Source organism: Bradyrhizobium sp. IC4060 (genome assembly GCF_020193715.1).
GTDB classification, from domain to species: Bacteria; Pseudomonadota; Alphaproteobacteria; order Rhizobiales; family Xanthobacteraceae; genus Bradyrhizobium; species Bradyrhizobium yuanmingense.
This window is the reverse complement of record NZ_JADYVJ010000005.1, coordinates 64,059-81,061: the sequence shown is the minus strand read 5'-3', so window position 1 is coordinate 81,061 and position 17,003 is coordinate 64,059. Positions and strand designations below refer to the sequence as shown.

14 protein-coding genes are annotated in these 17,003 nt (G+C 56.7%); 13 read left to right on the top strand and 1 reads right to left on the bottom strand.

Annotated elements, in window-relative coordinates; translation table 11 throughout:
- Nucleotides 1–237 precede the first annotated feature (237 nt).
- The 11 genes from I6F16_RS18615 to I6F16_RS18565 all read left to right on the top strand — a co-directional run bounded on the left by I6F16_RS18615 (nucleotide 238) and on the right by I6F16_RS18565 (nucleotide 12,530).
- Nucleotides 238–750, top strand: a complete 513-nt coding sequence (locus tag I6F16_RS18615; protein WP_036029170.1) for a glycosyltransferase — start codon at nucleotides 238–240, stop codon at nucleotides 748–750.
- A 281-nt stretch (nucleotides 751–1,031) separates the two neighbouring features.
- Nucleotides 1,032–2,096 (top strand): Gfo/Idh/MocA family oxidoreductase, encoded by a 1,065-nt coding sequence (locus I6F16_RS18610; RefSeq protein WP_036029172.1) that lies wholly within the window; start codon nucleotides 1,032–1,034, stop codon nucleotides 2,094–2,096.
- 48 nt (nucleotides 2,097–2,144) lie between these two features.
- Nucleotides 2,145–3,617 carry a lipopolysaccharide biosynthesis protein gene (locus tag I6F16_RS18605; protein WP_036029173.1) on the top strand — a complete coding sequence of 491 codons (1,473 nt, stop codon included), beginning with the start codon at nucleotides 2,145–2,147 and terminating at the stop codon, nucleotides 3,615–3,617.
- A gap of 14 nt (nucleotides 3,618–3,631) precedes the next feature.
- The gene (locus tag I6F16_RS18600) at nucleotides 3,632–4,159 is read left to right on the top strand and encodes an acyltransferase (protein ID WP_036029176.1); all 528 of its coding nucleotides are present in this window, start codon (nucleotides 3,632–3,634) and stop codon (nucleotides 4,157–4,159) included.
- Between the two features lie 91 nt (nucleotides 4,160–4,250).
- Nucleotides 4,251–5,426 carry a DegT/DnrJ/EryC1/StrS family aminotransferase gene (locus I6F16_RS18595; RefSeq protein WP_036029178.1) on the top strand — a complete coding sequence of 392 codons (1,176 nt, stop codon included), beginning with the start codon at nucleotides 4,251–4,253 and terminating at the stop codon, nucleotides 5,424–5,426.
- Between the two features lie 5 nt (nucleotides 5,427–5,431).
- On the top strand, nucleotides 5,432–6,424 hold the full coding sequence (locus I6F16_RS18590; RefSeq protein ID WP_036029234.1) for an NAD-dependent epimerase/dehydratase family protein: 993 nt from the start codon (nucleotides 5,432–5,434) through the stop codon (nucleotides 6,422–6,424).
- Between the two features lie 305 nt (nucleotides 6,425–6,729).
- The gene (locus tag I6F16_RS18585; RefSeq protein ID WP_225114280.1) at nucleotides 6,730–7,587 is read left to right on the top strand and encodes a glycosyltransferase; all 858 of its coding nucleotides are present in this window, start codon (nucleotides 6,730–6,732) and stop codon (nucleotides 7,585–7,587) included.
- 167 nt (nucleotides 7,588–7,754) lie between these two features.
- Nucleotides 7,755–8,270, top strand: a complete 516-nt coding sequence (locus I6F16_RS18580) for a UDP-N-acetylglucosamine--LPS N-acetylglucosamine transferase (RefSeq protein ID WP_225114279.1) — start codon at nucleotides 7,755–7,757, stop codon at nucleotides 8,268–8,270.
- Nucleotides 8,271–8,776: 506 nt separating this feature from the next.
- Entirely contained in the window at nucleotides 8,777–9,925 is a 1,149-nt protein-coding gene (locus tag I6F16_RS18575; protein ID WP_225114278.1) for a DegT/DnrJ/EryC1/StrS family aminotransferase, read from the top strand.
- Between the two features lie 115 nt (nucleotides 9,926–10,040).
- The gene (locus tag I6F16_RS18570) at nucleotides 10,041–11,198 is read left to right on the top strand and encodes a glycosyltransferase family A protein (protein WP_225114277.1); all 1,158 of its coding nucleotides are present in this window, start codon (nucleotides 10,041–10,043) and stop codon (nucleotides 11,196–11,198) included.
- A gap of 48 nt (nucleotides 11,199–11,246) precedes the next feature.
- Nucleotides 11,247–12,530, top strand: coding sequence for a glycosyltransferase (locus I6F16_RS18565; RefSeq protein ID WP_225114276.1), 1,284 nt, complete (start codon nucleotides 11,247–11,249; stop codon nucleotides 12,528–12,530).
- 178 nt (nucleotides 12,531–12,708) lie between these two features.
- Here I6F16_RS18565 and I6F16_RS38010 read toward each other — a convergent pair whose 3' ends face one another.
- Nucleotides 12,709–13,563, bottom strand: a complete 855-nt coding sequence (locus I6F16_RS38010) for a class I SAM-dependent methyltransferase (protein ID WP_225173967.1) — start codon at nucleotides 13,561–13,563, stop codon at nucleotides 12,709–12,711.
- 854 nt (nucleotides 13,564–14,417) lie between these two features.
- Between I6F16_RS38010 and I6F16_RS18555 the strand changes: the two genes are divergently transcribed.
- Together I6F16_RS18555 and I6F16_RS18550 are read left to right on the top strand one after the other, a co-directional pair.
- Nucleotides 14,418–15,431, top strand: a complete 1,014-nt coding sequence (locus tag I6F16_RS18555) for a glycosyltransferase family A protein (protein ID WP_225114274.1) — start codon at nucleotides 14,418–14,420, stop codon at nucleotides 15,429–15,431.
- Nucleotides 15,432–15,656: 225 nt separating this feature from the next.
- Complete coding sequence (locus tag I6F16_RS18550; protein ID WP_225139936.1) at nucleotides 15,657–16,931, top strand: O-antigen ligase family protein; 1,275 nt, start codon at nucleotides 15,657–15,659, stop codon at nucleotides 16,929–16,931.
- Nucleotides 16,932–17,003 lie beyond the last annotated feature (72 nt).

Here is a 17,003-nt window from a genome sequence, read left to right as displayed (position 1 = left end):
GCGTGCGTGGATGTTTGCGATGGTCCTTCGATACTCAAGGTATGGCCGACACCGTCGATCTCGCGAGCGCGGTTGTGGGCTGGCCGGCGTTCGACATCTTCGCATGCGCAGTGGGCGTCGCCTCGTATGTAATTCCACCGCGAATGGCCGGACCGCATTTGTCAGGAGCCAAGTCGCGTGTGGTGGCGGTACGTCACCTTGTTCGCATGTCAAACGCATCTATGAAGGACTCGCGTTATGATTTTCGTAACAGTCGGAACGCAAGTGCAATTCGACCGTCTGATCCGAACGGTCGACGAATGGGCCGGTGCACGCGCAAGGAGCGATGTTTTCGCTCAGATCGGGCCATCAAACTATCCATTCAAGCACATCCGTACCGAGCGGTTCATTGACCCAAGTCGATTCAAAAGTTGCGTCGAGGCGGCAAGCGTGGTGATCGCTCATGCAGGCATGGGCTCCATTATCACCGCCCTCGAGCTCGGAAAACGAATTATCGTCATGCCACGCCGTGCGAGCCTGGGTGAACACCGAAACGATCATCAGATCGCAACGGCAAAACAGTTCGCCGCGCAAGGCCGTATTGAGGTCGCTTTCGAAGAACGGGAATTAACGGACAAATTGGATCAGTTGGACATCGTCAATCGATGCGAACGCCTCGGTGGTGAAGCATCGCCGCAGCTGATCATGGCAATTCGGAGTTTCATCGAAACGGGACATGTTCGTTCCGGACCTAACAGCGCTTCAGCTTAGGCGGTGGATATGAAAATACAATACGGCCGAGCCTCTTCTCCTGTCCAGTCGTGCCGTAACGATGACGGAGACCTCCGCCTAAGCCAGCAACGAAGATTGCCAAAAGCGCACCGCCCTGCTCGACGTCGCCATGGCAACCGTGAGCTGGAATGTCCTAGACACACTGCGCGTCTGTCCGTGTTCACTTGGCCGCGGAGGTCAGCGGTGTGGCCATCGCCAGGACTGTCGAACTAACCTAGCAAGTTGAAAACCTCACGCGAGTTTTGATCACTGGTGCAGTTATGTCGAACGATACAGTTGGCATTGGGGTTGTCGGATACGGCTATTGGGGACCGAACCTGGTCCGCAATTTCGCTGCTCATCCTTCGGTACGTCTAGTTGGTATAAGCGACCTTGATCCGGAGAAGCTCGCGACCAGCAAGCGTCTTTATCCGGGAGCGATAACGACGTCCTGTTACGACGAATTGTTCAAGAACCCGGCCATCGATGCCGTGGCCATCGCTACGCCGGTTCATACACATTATGAATTGGCGCTATCCGCGCTCAAGGCGGGAAAGCACGTTCTGGTTGAAAAGCCGCTGGCACAAAGTTCAGATCTGGCCCGACGCCTGATCGATGAGGCAGCTCGGCGCGGTCTAATACTGAGCGTGGATCACACTTTCGTCTATACGCCGGCCGTGCGGAAAATCCGCGAGCTCTTGCTTAAGAAGGAGCTCGGTGAAGTCTATTACTACGACAGCACGCGGGCCAGCCTTGGCCTGTTCCAGAGCGACGTCAACGTGATCTGGGACTTAGCGGTGCACGACATTTCGATTATCCACCATATCTTGGATGAGAGGCCTGTTGCAGTTTCGGCGACGGGATCGTGCCATGTGGCCGGCTCGCCGGAAAGCATGGCCCATATCACATTGTTCTTCGATAGCACATGCGTTGCCCATATCAGCGTCAACTGGCTCTCGCCAATCAAGGTCCGCCAGACGTTCATTGGAGGCAGCAAGAAGATGATCGTCTATGACGATCTTGAACCGACGGAAAAGATCAAGGTGTATGACAAGGGTATCACCGTGGACGGCCCCTCCGATCACGCCCATCAATTCCGGATCGGTTATCGGGCTGGAGATATGTGGGCGCCCCACGTCGCTCCTAAGGAAGCGCTGCAGGTCGAGGTCGAGCATTTCATCGCTTGTGTGCGCAATGGGACGCCACCGATCTCGAGTGGCATGTCCGGACTGCGGGTGATCGAGGTCCTGGAGGCTGCATCTCGGTCGATCGCCGAACACGGCAAGCCGGTCCTACTGAAACGGCAGGAGTACAGGAGTCCGGAACGTGCGACGGCGACGGTTTGAAGCATTGGCGGGCGACACGGTATCCGCGAACAGCGCGACGGTCTCGCGATGAATTCGGTAGAACGTTCCATCCTGTTTTCAGCGGCCGACCGCTATGGCAGCCTTATCCTGGTCTTCGTTGCCACCGCTATCCTCGCTCGTCTGCTTTCGCCGGCAGAATTCGGGGTCTATGCAGTCGTCACTGCCATCACGACGGTGATTGGCGCATCCTTTTTTGAGTTCGGGGGCGGAAACTATCTGATTCAGAAGCGTGAATTATCCACGGCGGACGTTCGCTCCGCGTTCACCATCACGCTCGGAATATCGGTAGCAATTGCGCTTCTGCTGTTCGTGCTTGCGGGCCCGCTCTCGGAGCTCTTTGCCCAGGACAGTCTCAGAAAGGGCATCCAGGTGGCGGCGCTGAATTTTGTTCTAGTCCCGTTTCACGGGACAACATCCGCTCTGCTCCGCCGCGACATGAAATTCGGCACGCTGGCCGTGTGCAACCTGGCAACCGGAGCGGCGACGGCCGTCGCATCGATCGTGCTTGCGATGGCGGGATTCAGCTACATGGCGCCAATCTGGGGCGGATTGGCGGGGAGCATTGTATTCACCGTGATGCTGCTTGCCAATCATCGGGACTGGGGCGTCTTGCGTCCATCGCTGCTCGGGCATCGCGAGGTAGTCAACTTCGGTCTTTACTCCAGCGCGGTCAGCGTCATCAATCTCGTCTACAATCTGGCGCCGCAGCTGCTGCTCGCCAAGATCCTGGATTTTGGATCTGTCGGTCTGTACACCCGGGCTACCAATCTGACACAAATGTTCGACCGGCTCGTCGCGCAGGCTCTAAATCCTGTCATTATGCCGGCGATTGTCGCACAACGCAGGGCAGGGGCGGATCTGAAGGCCGTCTATCTCGAGGCAGTTGAACTCCTTTCGGCTGTGCAGTGGCCGTTCTTGATTTTTGTCGCGCTCATGGCTCAGCCGATCGTTCTGATTTGGCTCGGGCAGACGTGGCTGGAAATAGTTCCCTTGGTCCGCATTCTCTGCATTGCAAATCTTGCGCTATTCGCGGCTTGCCTTACCTATCCCGTGTTCCTCGCTGTTGGAAGCGTACGCGACGCCTTGGTGTCTTCGCTCATCTCGCTACCACCTTCGCTTCTGGTCGTTCTGGGCGCATCGTTTTTCGGCGTAGAGGCTGTCGCAAGCGCGGCCCTCGCAACACTGCCGTTCCAGACCGCCGTGGTGATATATTTCCTCAAACGTCATCTGGCCTTCAGTTCAGGGGAGTTTTTCCGCGCCTCTCTGAAGAGCGGCCTGGTGACGTTCGCTATGGCCCCCGGTGTACTGGCTTGCGCCGCATTGATCGAAGCGGGCATGCTTACTTCCCTGACCGGCCTGATACTGTCGTTCCCCATTGCCGGCCTCGGCTGGTGGTGCGGATTGACAATGACCGGCCATCCGCTGCTGCATCAGCTTCGCCACGTTGCAGACGGGCTCTTCCGGAGTGCGCCGAGGCTGCGTCGATCACGTCCGGCATAATCTGGAGGACAACCATGCCTATAACGAAGGATGTGAAGCTAGGCCGTGACGTCAGGATATTTCATCCCGAGCTGGTGAACCTGTATGGTTGCACCGTTGGCGATGAGAGCAAGATTGGAGCCTTCGTCGAGATTCAGGCGGGGGCAAAGATAGGTGCGCGTTGTAAGATTTCGTCGCATACCTTCGTCTGCGAGGGCGTCACGATCGAAGACGAAGTTTTCATCGGCCACGGTGTGATGTTCACGAACGACAAATATCCGAAGGCGACAACCGCAAATGGTCGTCCTCAGCTGGCTTCGGACTGGACACTTCAGCGCACTCACGTCGGTAGGAGAGCATCCATCGGCTCGAATGCGACCATTCTATGCGGCGTGACGATCGGAGAGGGGGCCTCCGTAGGTGCGGGAGCGGTGGTGACAAAGGACATTCCCCCCGGCGCAGTCGTGGCCGGCGTGCCTGCTCGGATTCTGGCCGCCGCTGACGACGGGGTGCCAAGCGGTCGTAGCTCAGCAGAGCCGCTTCAGAAAGACTATCACCGGTAATATATATTCTGCTTGAATTTAACGCTTGATTAAATTTAATAGTGGGATTTAAATAGCTGATATAATGTCGATCAAATCAAGGCTTTGAATCTTGATACCCTTCCTGGACCTGAAAGCGCAATACAGCCAGATCAAGCCGGAAATCGACGCCGCAGTGGCGAGGGTCGTCAGTAGCGGGCACTTTGTGCTCGGACCCGAGGTCACAGCCTTCGAGGAACGCTTTGCAAACTATTGCAGGACCACCGCTTGCCGCGCGGTGAACAGTGGCACCTCGGCGCTTCACCTTGCCTTGCTGGCGGCCGGCGTCGGATCCGGTGACGAAGTCATCACGGTCTCCATGACGTTCGTCGCAACAACCGCAGCTATTCTCTACAGCGGCGCCAGGCCGGTATTTGTCGACGTTGACCCGGTAACATGGACGATGGATCCCAGCTTGATCGAAGCTGCGATCACACCGCGAACCAAGGCGATTCTGCCAGTTCACCTCCACGGGCTGATGGCCGACATGGATCCGATAATGGCCATAGCGCGTCGTCACGGGCTGGTCGTCATTGAGGACGCCGCGCAGGCGCACGGCGCGGAATATCGCGGACGTCGCGCAGGCTCGATCGGCGATCTGGGATGTTTCAGCTTTTATCCGGGCAAGAACCTCGGAGCGTTTGGCGAGGGTGGGGCGGTCGTCACCGACCGGCCTGAATTCGCACGCCGCGTGTCCCTGTTGCGGGATTGGGGGCAGGAGGCGAAGTACGACCACGTCATTGCCGGATACAACTATCGCATGGACGAAATCCAGAGCGCGGTACTGAATGTCAAGCTGGACTATATTGAGCATTGGACGGACGCACGTCGGTCGCTGGCTGAGCGATACAATGCGCTGCTTTCTGGTCTTCCATTCGCGCGTCCCCAGCCGCCCCAGTACGCCCGCCACGTGTATCACGTCTATGCGGTCAGATCGGAGCGCCGCGACGACGCGCTGAACCGATTGCGTGATGCCGGGATTGGCGCCGGGATTCACTATCCCGTCCCAGTGCATCTGCAGAGGGCATATGCAGAACTCGGCTATCGGGCCGGTGATCTCCCCGTCACTGAGATGCTCGCGAACGACTTCCTCTCTCTTCCCATCTATCCCGAGTTGCCGCCGGAACGGACGGCCGAGGTTGTCGGAATATTGAGGAGTGCGGCGCTGCGGCCTAGCGCAGACATCAGCACCCGGTCGGAGCATCCACAAAGCTTCATGACATGGTCCCACAACAGGAGAGCGTCTTGATCGATATCAAGGGTAAACGCGTTCTGGTCACCGGCGGGGCGGGATTTATCGGCTCCCACATCGTTGATCTGCTCTGCGACGAGGGCTGCATCGAGATTGTTGCCCTCGACAACATGATCAGAGGCCGGCCGGAAAATCTCCGGCGGGCGCTCGGGCGTGGGCCCGTAAGGCTGGTTCACGGCGACATTCGCGATCGCAAGCTGATGGAAGCGTTGGTCAAGGCTGCCGACATCGTCTTTCACCAGGCCGCGCTCCGCATCACTCATTGTGCGGCCGAACCGCGCCTGGCTAAGGAGGTCATGGTGGATGCCACCTACGACCTGCTGGAGCTGTGCATCAAGCACGATATTGAGAAGATCATCGCGGCCTCTTCGGCATCGGTATATGGCATGGCCGAGGAGTTTCCGACGACAGAGCGGCAGAATGCCTACAATAACCGAACCCTATATGGGGCCGCCAAGGCGTTTAACGAAGGGCTACTGCGGGCTTTCAACGATGCATGCGGCCTCGACTATGTGGCATTCCGGTATTTCAACGTCTATGGCAGCCGGATGGACATCCACGGACGGTACACCGAGGTCTTGATCCGCTGGATGGAGCGCCTGGAAGCCGGATTGCCTCCCGTTATCTTTGGCGACGGCCGTCAGACCATGGATTTCGTCCACGTCCGCGACGTCGCGCGTGCCAACATCCTTGCCGCCAGGGCAAAGATTACCGATGAGGTCTTTAACGTCGGGAGCGGCACTGAAACAAGCCTGACCGAGCTGGCTACGGTACTTGCGTCGGTGATGGGACACCGCGGCCTCACGCCTGAATTCGCGCCGGAGCGCTCGGTCAATCCAGTACCGCGACGGCTGGCCTCGACGGGTAAGGCAGAGCGTTTGCTGGGCTTCCGCACCACGGTTTCGCTGGAGCAAGGGCTCGCAGATCTCGTGAAATGGTGGCGATCCGAGCGCGAGCTCGCTTCGGAACATCAGCGGCAGGCGGCGGCATCGTGATTCCGATCGCAATGTCGCTACTTGCAGATCAAGAGACCGAAGCGGCGCGCCTGGCCGTTCTCTCTGCTTGGGCGTCGGAGCGTTCGAGGCCGAGGCGGAACGCGCGGCCCTGCCATCCGGCTAGGTTCGGTAGAGTCCGCAGACGGGGTGAGCACGGGTTCGCCCCTGTAGTCGGCTCGGTCGATGCCTGTGCGGCGCCCGCGCAAAGCCATCGCCTGTGAGGCTGAACCACCCCATGAGGCTGATCGAACCTGTGGCAGCCTCAGAGAGGTACGCAAATTTGATCGATCTCGACCGGACCATTCATGATTTCGATCGTCGTCCCAGCCCACAATGAGAGTTCTGTGATCGCACGGACGTTGAGGCAATGGGTTGGCAACCCAGCTTCGGACCAGATCCGTGTGGTCGTCGTCTGCAACGGGTGCTCAGACGACACTGCGAACGTCGCCCGGCGTTTCGGCCCAGCCGTCAATGTTATGGAATCGAACATCGCAAGGAAGACCCACGCACTGAACCTTGGCGATCAAATCGCGGACGTTTTTCCGCGGATTTATGTTGATGCCGATATTTTGATTACCGTTGATGCCATTCTGGCTTTGGCAAGCCGCCTCGACGAAGGTGGCGTTTTGGCGGTCGCGCCTACAGCCGACATCAATCTGGCAGGCTGTTCCTGGCTCGTCCGTAAATACTTCGGAATCCGGTCACGGCTGCCATCCTCGCGTGAGGGTATCGGCGGTTCTGGCGTGTATGCCTTATCTGAGGCGGGACGCAAGCGGTTCGGCCAATTTCCAGACATCACCGCTGATGACACCTTTGTTCGACTTCAGTTCAGACCAGAAGAGCGGGAGACACTGCCCCGCGTTAGGTCCACGGTATTCGCCCCACGCACTCTGCTGCAGCTTATCGCCGTCAGAACTCGTGCCTACAGGGGAACATTCGAGCTCGCCCGGCGCTTTCCTGAACTGCGCGTCAACAAAGGACCGGCGAATGGCCGGGCGCTCATTGCGCTGTTCAAGGAACCTCGCTTATGGGCCGGACTATTGATTTATTGTGGGGTCAACATTGCCGCTCGCTGTAAGGCTACCCTGGGTTCCCGACTTGGAGCTCATCGTTGGCAACGCGACGACACTTCCCGTGCGGTACTATCAGATTCAATCAAGTAAGAGTCTAATTCGGCTGGCCTGACAGGAAATCGGACGTGCCGCGCATATAATCGCTTGATTTTAAATGGCGGCATGTTAATTTAAATTAAAATATTAAATGCAGGCGCCGAGGACCCGATCCGTTCATGGGAGCTTGCGAGCTTGCAGCGTTCTAGGGAGGCCAGCCCATGCTTCTCAGCCCGGTTTTTCACCGCAAGACGTTGCTCAAGAACAACACGCCGCGGTCACCCGGCACTCGGCCGAAACTGCTGGCGGTCTCTTCGGGTGGGGGCCATTGGGTGCAGCTGTTGCGGATCAAACCCGCCTTCGAGCATTGCGAAGTCACGTTCGTCACCGTCCACGACTCCTATCAAGCCCAGGTGCCCGACCACAAATTCTACCTTGTCAATGATGCTAACCGGTGGACCAAAATCGCGCTGTTGAAGGCGGCGCGCAGAATGGCCTGGATCGTTTGGAATGAAAGGCCGGACATCGTCGTTTCGACGGGTGCCGCTCCGGGATATTTGGCACTACGGTTTGGACAAATGATGGGTGCGCGCACTATCTGGCTCGACAGCATCGCCAACATCGAGCAGCTTTCGATGTCGGGAGACCGTATTGGTCATTGCGCCGACCTCTGGCTGACGCAGTGGCCCCATCTGGCGCGACCTGAGGGACCTCATTACACAGGCGCGGTGCTATGAGTTTCCTGGCGGTCGGAATGCCGTCACAGCTGGACCAGCAGCTCCATGTCTTCGCGCATCGTGATTTCTCGTGAAGGCATTGCTTGCATGATTACCTCAAGCTTGAAAGTGGATGATAGTCATGCCTCCTCGAGGGGGACTGGATCGCAGTTGCCCGCGGGCGACCATCTGCGCTGACGCGGTGGTGTCGCGTGACGCTCGGCTACGCGACCGTAGTGTCGTGCGCATCGGCTGCAGGGAAGGCAGGTTGGCGCCTGAAGCTGCCCCCGACAGTGGCAGATATCTACATTAGATTGATTTATTGTCGTTGGGTTAATTGACTTAATATAATAATCTATGACAAATAAATCGCGACGCCGCATCGCGCTCCAGGAATAGGAATAGTCCTTGATGCCCTTGTCAGGTTTGAAAGCTCAAGATCGTCGCGCCAGTTCTGAGATCGATGTAGCGCCAAGTCCGGGCAGGGGTTGGTCTGGGCGGCTCGCCAGCAGGAGGGCGATAATCCCGTGATTCCGATCGCATTACCGTTGGTTGCTGAGGAGGAGGCCGACGCAGCTCGCGCAGCTGTACTCTCCGGCTGGGTCTCGCAGGGCCCACAGGTGGCAGCCTTCGAGCGCGATTTTGCGGCCCTGGTCGGTGCGCCTTATGCCTGCGCCGTTTCCAACTGCACAACCGCCCTGCATTTGGCGCTCGTCGCCCTGGAGATTGGGCCTGGCGACGAGGTCATCACGGCGAGCCACTCGTTTATCGCCACGGCCAATTGCATCCGGTATTGCGGCGCGACTCCGGTCTTTGTCGACATTGATCCCGGTACATACAATATCGACCCTAACCGGGTTGCCGAAGCGATCACTCGGCGCACACGCGCGGTGATCGCCGTCCACCAGATGGGTATGCCCTGCGATCTGACAGCCCTCGCCACGCTGGCCGATCGCCAGGGCATCATCTTGATCGAGGATGCGGCCTGCGCAGCCGGCAGCCAGATCCGAGTGGATGGCAGCTGGGAGCGCGTCGGCAAGCCGCATGGGCGGATCGCCTGCTTCTCCTTTCATCCCCGCAAGGTCATCACGACCGGCGAGGGTGGGATGCTCACCACCTCCGATGCGAAGCTCGACCATAAGTTCAGGCTGTTGCGCCAGCATGGCATGAGCGTTCCGGACATCGTGCGGCACGGCTCACAGCAGGTGATCTTCGAGGACTATCTGGTAGTCGGCTACAACTACCGCATGACCGATATACAGGCCGCGGTCGGACGCGAGCAGCTCGAGCGGCTGCCTGCACTGGTGTCTCGACGCCGCGCGATCGCGGCCCGCTATCGAGAAATGCTCGGCAATTTCGGAGGCCTGAGACTGCCGATCGAGCCCGAATGGGCGAGGTCCAACTGGCAGAGCTATTGCGTTGGGCTGCCGGACCGCGTCGACCAGCTCAAGATCATGCAAAGCCTGCTCGATCAGGGCATCGCGACTCGACGCGGCATTATGTGCTCGCACCGGGAAACGCCCTACACCAAGGACAAGCACCGCCACGATCTGCGGCACTCCGAGTTCGCGCAGGACAATTCGATTCTGTTGCCAATTTACGCGCAGATGAACGAGGAAGACCAGGAGCGGGTCGCCTGCGCGTTGCGAAGGGAGCTCCAAGCCTCTGCATTGTAATAGGCCGCGTTCCTCAAGGCCCAAGACGCTCTGTGCGTTCTTCATGGCGCGTCATCGAGCAAGTTACGGCTTAGGCTCATCAAGGTGCGGATCCACAATAGGCGAGTTATTCCAAATGCAAAAGCCGCTTGTTAGCTTTGTCGTCCCTTGCTACCGACTGGCTGCTTTCTTGCCAGAATGTGTCGACAGCATCCTCTCGCAGACCTTTGAGGATTTCGAAATCCTCATCATGGATGATTGCTCTCCGGACAACACGGAAGAAGTTGCCAGAACATTCACAGACAGTCGCGTTACCTATGTCAGGAACGAGCAGAACCTGGGAGCGCTCCGGAATTACAACAAGGGAATACTCTTAAGTCGAGGGAAGTACGTTTGGCTTATATCGGCTGATGATCGCTTGCGCCGACCGTACATACTGCAAAGATACGTCGAAACCCTGGAAAATCATCCGGAGGTCGGCCTCGCGTTCTGCCCCGGGGTTAGCCTGAGACGTGGAAAAGAAGGTGCAGTGATAGATTACTCGACCTATGGAGACGTCGATACGATCGTCAGGGGAGAGGAGATCATCAAGCACTCATTGAAAGTAAAAGGAAATGCGATTCTGGCTGCGTCGGTGCTTGTTCGACGTGACTGTTACGAGACACTGAGCCTCTATCCGGTCGACGTGGTATGGGCCGGAATTCCGGTCGATTTCATATGGGGCGGCGATTGGTACATGTGGCTATTGTTCTCCTTGCACTATCACGTGGCATACTTTGCAGAGCCGATGGTGTGTTACCGTGAACATGAACTCAGTATGACAAACGCCATCACTCAAGAGAAGATCGATATCTGCTGGCACTCCGAGTTGGCCGTCATCACGATGATATCGCAGGCTGCCAAGGAGAAAGGCGCCCTGACAGTATATAAGGCTTGCTTGGGTGCGCTCGCCAACTTCTATGCCAAACATTGTGCCTCAAAACCCTATTCGTGGATGGGGCAGACATCCTGGTCCACTATAGATCTTCAGCAGGTGGAAGCGACACTCGATCGCAGCCCTTATACTGAGCAGGAGAAGGCGTGGATCCGTTCACGCATTATGGTGGCGCTGGCTGAGATCTATTATTCAGAGGGCGATTCTGTATCAGCGAGATCATACTATTTGAAGGGATTGAAGCTGAAGCCTTTCATGCTGCCGGTGTTCTTGAAATTGATTGTTCTTTCATTCGGTGGTCCAGGCCGGCAGGTTCGCGAGTTGCTGCGAACCGCTCGAGAGCATTTGGTGCGAGGCTGATTGAAGGATCAGTTTCCGAGTTTAACCGACTCTTTTGCTGTAAGTTCGATGAAGAAGACCCTAGTGATCAGCGACAGGTTTCCTCTGCCTGAGAAGTTTGGCGCTGACATCAGAACCATGAATCTCGCACGATACTTTGCCGGCCTTGGGCCCGTCGATATTGCGTATCTCTCGGATTTGCCCTCCGGCCTGCGACAGATGGCAGGAGCGGGGGGACATCTCGAAAAGGAGGACGTATTCTCCGGGAAGTATTGTTTACAGAAGCTGGAGTACCCTAGAACCTTGCGGGGACGGTTCGGAATGTCGGTCCGTGGCTTTCCGTATCCCGTTAGAGAGTATAGCAAAGCCTCGATGGAGAAGTTGGTCGCGCTAATAGAGTTTGGCGGCTACGATTTTGTGCTGGTGCGATACCTCCGGAATACCGCCGGGCTTTTTGGATTGTCACAGACGGCGAAAATGAAGGTCATCGTTGATATTGATGACGTCCTGACTCTTTCACTCTATGATACGCTGTTTACCCCGACGAATAATGCCCTGAGGAAACTGTTCCGTGCCATCAACAAGGTGCTCCTGACTTACTATCAAACTCGTTGTGTGACCGCCTTTGGCGCCTGCTTGGTATGTTCCGAGAAGGATAAATTGGATCTGTGGGGTGAAAAGGCCTCTGAAAGTATCTTCGTTGTGCCAAACACGTTGGGGATGAGAGGTCCAGGAAAACTCCCCATGGGGAGCGGGTTCGCCGGCCGACACATTTTGCTGTTTATTGGTGCGCTTCACTATCAGCCTAATGTCAGCGGCTTGCTCTGGTTTTTGGAGAACGTGTATCCGCTCTACAGGAATGTGTACCCCGATGCCGTTCTTTTGGTTGTTGGACGTGACCCATTGCCAGAGGTGATCGAAGCTTGCGCTCGCTCAAAGGGAGTCGAGTTGCATCCCGATGTCCCTGATGTCGTCGAGTACTACAAGGACTGTAGAGCGGTTGTTGTGCCATTGCTCGAGGGTAGCGGGACGCGGTTAAAGGTTTTGGAGGCGGCACTCTTGGAGAGGCCCATTATCTCTACAAGGAAAGGTGTAGAAGGGCTGGATGTCGTCTCTGGCGTTCATTTTTTGGAGTTCAATGATGATCGTAGCTTCTGCGAGGCGTATAGGGCCTTAAGCAACGAAACGGTCTATGACGCTCTTGTGGCAAGCGCTGAAAGCATGGTTCTAGAAAGATATTCAAACAGCGCTCTTTCTGCTTCAATGAGCAAGGTGGTTGCATATATCGATTCAAGGAAGGCCAAAATGTCCTCGCCGAGGTCTCACACCCCCCGCAGGGCAACCTTCCGGTGAAGCTTTCAATTAGCTACGAATTCTCATCCGTCCAGAGCGCCACTGCCCAGGTGCGGGACCGGGAGGACCCCTGCAGTCCGCGCCGCATGTCGCAGGCTTGGCCGATCTCTTAGTCAATCGCTCTCATGCCCTTGCACTTCAAGCGTGACCCTCGGCTTGGACTTACGGTGATCCAGCCCTAGGCAGCGTTCAGCAGGAAAGCTACCTGGTCGCCCTGCTGTTCAATATTCAGCGTTGCCGCCCTCTTGGCAAACTCTCTCATTTCCCGCCGGCTGAACACATCATCTGGTCTGGATGATGCGAGCGGCTTGGAGCTCCTGTACATTTCGCTTCCCCAGAACTGAAATGCAGTCGAGTCGTCGATTGATTGCCTAACACGCAAACCACAGCGCTCCGCCAATGCACTCATTCCCTTGCGAGAGGGTATCACAACGTGGCGCGGCGCATCCAGTTGCACCCAGTTCGGGCCGTACTCTCTCCACGCATGCGAGGATGAAGTTGGGATGCGAACCAGAATGCGGCCACCGGGCGCAAGTAGCCTTCTTGCATTGCTAAGACTTTGGTCCGGCTCGGGCACGTGTTCTAACGAATGATTGAACATGATGAAGTCAAACTCGCCGGACATACTCTGAAGGTCCGATTTTTGAATCGTCACGGCACCTGCTGCTGGTTCGACAATGTAGGGATCGACTCCTGTAAGATTCTTGAACCCTGCCGCAGACATTCTGTAGAGAAGTTTCCCGGACCCGCAGCCTACGTCAAGCACCCGAGAACTGGGATTAATTCCGAAGCATCCGATGACCGCTACGATGGGGTCGTACCTCACAAAGGACGCCACGGCTCCCAATATGCTTTTGGTGCCAAGTGCGTGCGCGTCCCTGACGGCAGTAACACGCGAATTCCGCGAAGGTTTGGAGAATGAGTAATACCCATCGGGGTAAAGGCGACTCTCATCGGCTACGTCCGATAGGCGCTGGATCGTCCCACAATCACTACATTCCTGGTACTCAAACGGCTCTTTTGTGCCAAACATCATCTCAATAAAGACGTGGTGGCGATGTTCGCTGTCTGACAAGCAAGTTTTACAAATCATATCGAGTACCTAGCCACAACGGCGGATCGACTGCCGGCTCAGCGATCGGTGAGGCCGTAGAGGTGCAGTGTCCTCACTATGACGCGAAACTGACGAGCTTGCCGACGCCTTCGGCCTGATCGCTCTGTCCAACCCCTTGATCGGGCCGTCAATTTGCATGCCCCGCCTGTCGTTCTCGCCGGGTTGCGGCCCGCGGGCAATCAAGCGGAACTCCGTTGGCGCCCGGAGGTCGAAGCTTCTTGTATCTGCAATGAATATAATAAACAAACTGCCGGCTGTCCAAATTAAATAGGCAAAGATCGCATGTTTAATTCCGAGAGCTTCCTCTTAAAGTTCAACCGAAGCCGCGTCGCCCGGGATTAGGCTGCGCCGGCGTGGGCTTTGCCGGCCGCACCCCGTAAACGTTGAGCATGGTCGGGGCGCGAGGCCGGTATTTCAGTCGAAGCTCGATGTTATAATATAACCAAAACGCCTCCCTTATATTTAAATAGATGGCGATTGAAAATTAAACCAGATTTAATTATGTTGAGGCGCGGAGGAGCCTTCCGAGGGGCTCCGGGTCTGACAGGCGGGATGCCATGCGTCCTGATGCGACACGGAGTTTTATTCTTGAGTGCAGACAAAGCGGTGAGTAGGCGGAATTTCATGTGCTTGCGGACTGCGTCTCCGGCGGAACCCGAGAAAGCCATTCTTGGTTTGCGCGCTGAAGAATTGCAAAAAGTCTGGCCAGCGAACCGGGAGGTCGTGCAGATGGCGCCGGCGTGTCAGGCTCGACTGAGCAGGAGCATTTCGTGATGTCCAAGGCACATCCGCCCAAGGCTGGAGGAAGGGCTGAAGACCCCTTGGTCACGGTCGTGATGTGCGTGTACAACGCTGGTAAATATTTTCGTCCGTCGCTGTTGAGCATAATTAATCAGACATACAGGAACCTGGATATTCTCATTGTCGACGATGGTAGCTCGGACGGTTGCTTCAGCTCAGTTCAGGATTTGCTGGTAGATGAGCGTGTTCGCGTGATCCATCAAGCGAACTCAGGCAAGCCTGTTGCTATCAATCGAGCGCTCGATCGGATCCGCGGCGAGTTTTACGCAATTCAAGACGCGGATGACATCAGCTATCCAACTAGAATCGAAAAGCAGGTTCGTGCGCTGCTCAACAGCCCGCATTTGGCTGCCGTGTTCTGCGGCAACGAGCTCATAATCAACGAGAGATTCATGGCACCCGTGTTTTCGCCGAAAAGCGAGAGCGACTGCCAGTCCGAGATCAGGGCCTTTCAAATGCCGGCTCTCGATCCCACGGGAATGTTTCGAATGTCATTGGTTGGCGATATCCGGTTCGAGCCGTCGTTAATGGTTGCCGAGACCTGCGATTACATATGGAGAGTCGGGGAGGTGCATCCGATGATCGTATTGGGGGAGTGCCTTTATGCCTACCGCATTCTTCCCAATTCCCTCAGCCGACGGGCGCCAACCTGGCGGAAGCAGTTTGAGGTCGATGTCTTCAGGCGAGCATGCGAGCGGCGCGGTTTGCGGTTTGAGCAGGGTTGCGCGGATGCGATGTGCGGCTACAGAGGATCTAACAACAGTTTATTGGACAACAACATCGCCGCCCATTTCATCAAGAGCGTGCTGGATTGGCGTAGGTCGAACCGTCGGTTGTCGGCATTAAAGACGGGTTGGCAATGTGCGTGTTTGCACCCAGCGGATCCGCACTACTACAAAGCGCTGGTTTACGCCTTGATTTCACCCAGCGTAGCGAGCCGCCTGCGTCGTGACTTCCTGGCGACTCCCCTGGAGACGACGAAATGAAGCGCCTCGTAGGGAGGAACCGTCGCTTTGTGGGGCGCCTCGGCTTCGAGCGCGCTGCTTGTTTGCAGAACTTCTCAGATATTTGAGGTACTCGCGTTGACCCGCAAAAGCTTAGAATTGGAATCGGGTTCTCAGCTTACGTATCTGTATGGTCGGCAGCGGAGTCCAGTTGGTCGCGCGGCGGGGGCGCCACGTTGGGGGACGGAACTGTATCTGAAGCTATTGTTGGTCGCGATTGTCTTGCCCGAAGGGCTGTCTTTCTTCGTCGGCGATTTTCGCCTCTCGGTTGCTCGAGTTCTAATTTTCTGTTCCTTCATCGCCGCGCTACAGCAGCTTGGACAGCGTCTAGGCACGCGAACCGTCGTCTGCGTCCCATCGGATATCTTGGCCCCGCTTACGGGCGTTTGGATGATGTTGGCTGCCACAGTCACTGATGGTCCGGCGGGTTTTAAAGGGGCTGGAATCGAGGCGCTCGAATTTGTGGGCGCATACCTGACGTTCCGGTTTCTTCTCGGGCCGGTCGATAGTTCCGTTCGAATAGCACGGTTCTCCTGCAAGCTGATGATTGTGATCGTCGGCATAGCGCTCCTTGACCCGCTGAGTGATAAACTGTTCACCTATGAGTTCATCAAAGGTATTACCGGCTATGCGAAGCTCAGTTACGATGGACCATTAGCAATCAGGGCTGACACGTTCTATCGGGACGGTGTCGTTCGCGCCATGGGGCCGCTCGAGCATTCGATATTGTTCGGTGCTGTTTGCGTTTGGTTTGGTGTCGTGGCCTTCACTACGTTTAGGCACCAGGTACTCGGCTGGGGTGTGGCGGGCATCGCCCTCATCGGTGTGTGGTTTTCGCAGGCGCGCAGTCCATTGTTGGCCTATTTGATCGGATTTGCGCTGGCGAGTTTCTATGCCGCAAGCCCTCGCTTCGCTGCCCGATGGAAGTTGGTCGGGTTGTGTGTGACCGCGCTACTCCTTGTTGTTTTCACTTTCTCTGGCAGCCCGGTCGCAACCCTTGTGCGCCTCAGCGGAGTAAGCCCGGAGGCGGCATGGGCTCGCCAAGCGATTTGGGACACGGGAGGACCTGTGGTCCTCGGTTCGCCGATCTTCGGAATTGGTTTGAACGGCGACTGGAATTGGCAGTCGCATGGCGCGCTCGTGAGTTCGAGCGTGGATGCCTTTTGGCTTGCCACCGCAATGTCGTATGGAATTCCGGGAAGCGCATTGATCCTTTTGACAATTGCCAGCGCATGCTGGCTTGGCTCGATCGACAAATCGCCTCACCTTACTCCCGAAGAGAGACGGCTGTCAGTGGCGCTCGGAATTGTAATAGCGACGATCGCTTTTCTAGGGTTCATTGTGCACTTTTGGGGCATTTGTTGGATCCTCATCGCTGTGTTTACCGGGATGCGAGCGAACCTCGCGGAGACCGCCATACTGCGCGATAGAGCCGCACCAGCGGCGCAAACGAGGTGCAACCCGATTACCGGAGACATTTGAAGACGGTGGACCGCGAGGTCATTACGCTGGCAGGGATGCCGATCAGGATTTCTCGCTGCGCAGGACTAAAGC

What these genes read in the sequence shown, in the direction of transcription:
- I6F16_RS18615 (WP_036029170.1), top strand. Translation starts at nt 238, where the DNA reads ATGATTTTCGTAACAGTCGGAACGCAAGTGCAATTCGACCGTCTGATC.
- I6F16_RS18610 (WP_036029172.1), top strand. Translation starts at nt 1,032, where the DNA reads ATGTCGAACGATACAGTTGGCATTGGGGTTGTCGGATACGGCTATTGG.
- I6F16_RS18605 (WP_036029173.1), top strand. Translation starts at nt 2,145, where the DNA reads ATGAATTCGGTAGAACGTTCCATCCTGTTTTCAGCGGCCGACCGCTAT.
- I6F16_RS18600 (WP_036029176.1), top strand. Translation starts at nt 3,632, where the DNA reads ATGCCTATAACGAAGGATGTGAAGCTAGGCCGTGACGTCAGGATATTT.
- I6F16_RS18585 (WP_225114280.1), top strand. Translation starts at nt 6,730, where the DNA reads ATGATTTCGATCGTCGTCCCAGCCCACAATGAGAGTTCTGTGATCGCA.
- I6F16_RS18580 (WP_225114279.1), top strand. Translation starts at nt 7,755, where the DNA reads ATGCTTCTCAGCCCGGTTTTTCACCGCAAGACGTTGCTCAAGAACAAC.
- I6F16_RS18570 (WP_225114277.1), top strand. Translation starts at nt 10,041, where the DNA reads ATGCAAAAGCCGCTTGTTAGCTTTGTCGTCCCTTGCTACCGACTGGCT.
- I6F16_RS18565 (WP_225114276.1), top strand. Translation starts at nt 11,247, where the DNA reads ATGAAGAAGACCCTAGTGATCAGCGACAGGTTTCCTCTGCCTGAGAAG.
- I6F16_RS38010 (WP_225173967.1), bottom strand. Translation starts at nt 13,563, where the DNA reads ATGTTTGGCACAAAAGAGCCGTTTGAGTACCAGGAATGTAGTGATTGT.
- I6F16_RS18555 (WP_225114274.1), top strand. Translation starts at nt 14,418, where the DNA reads ATGTCCAAGGCACATCCGCCCAAGGCTGGAGGAAGGGCTGAAGACCCC.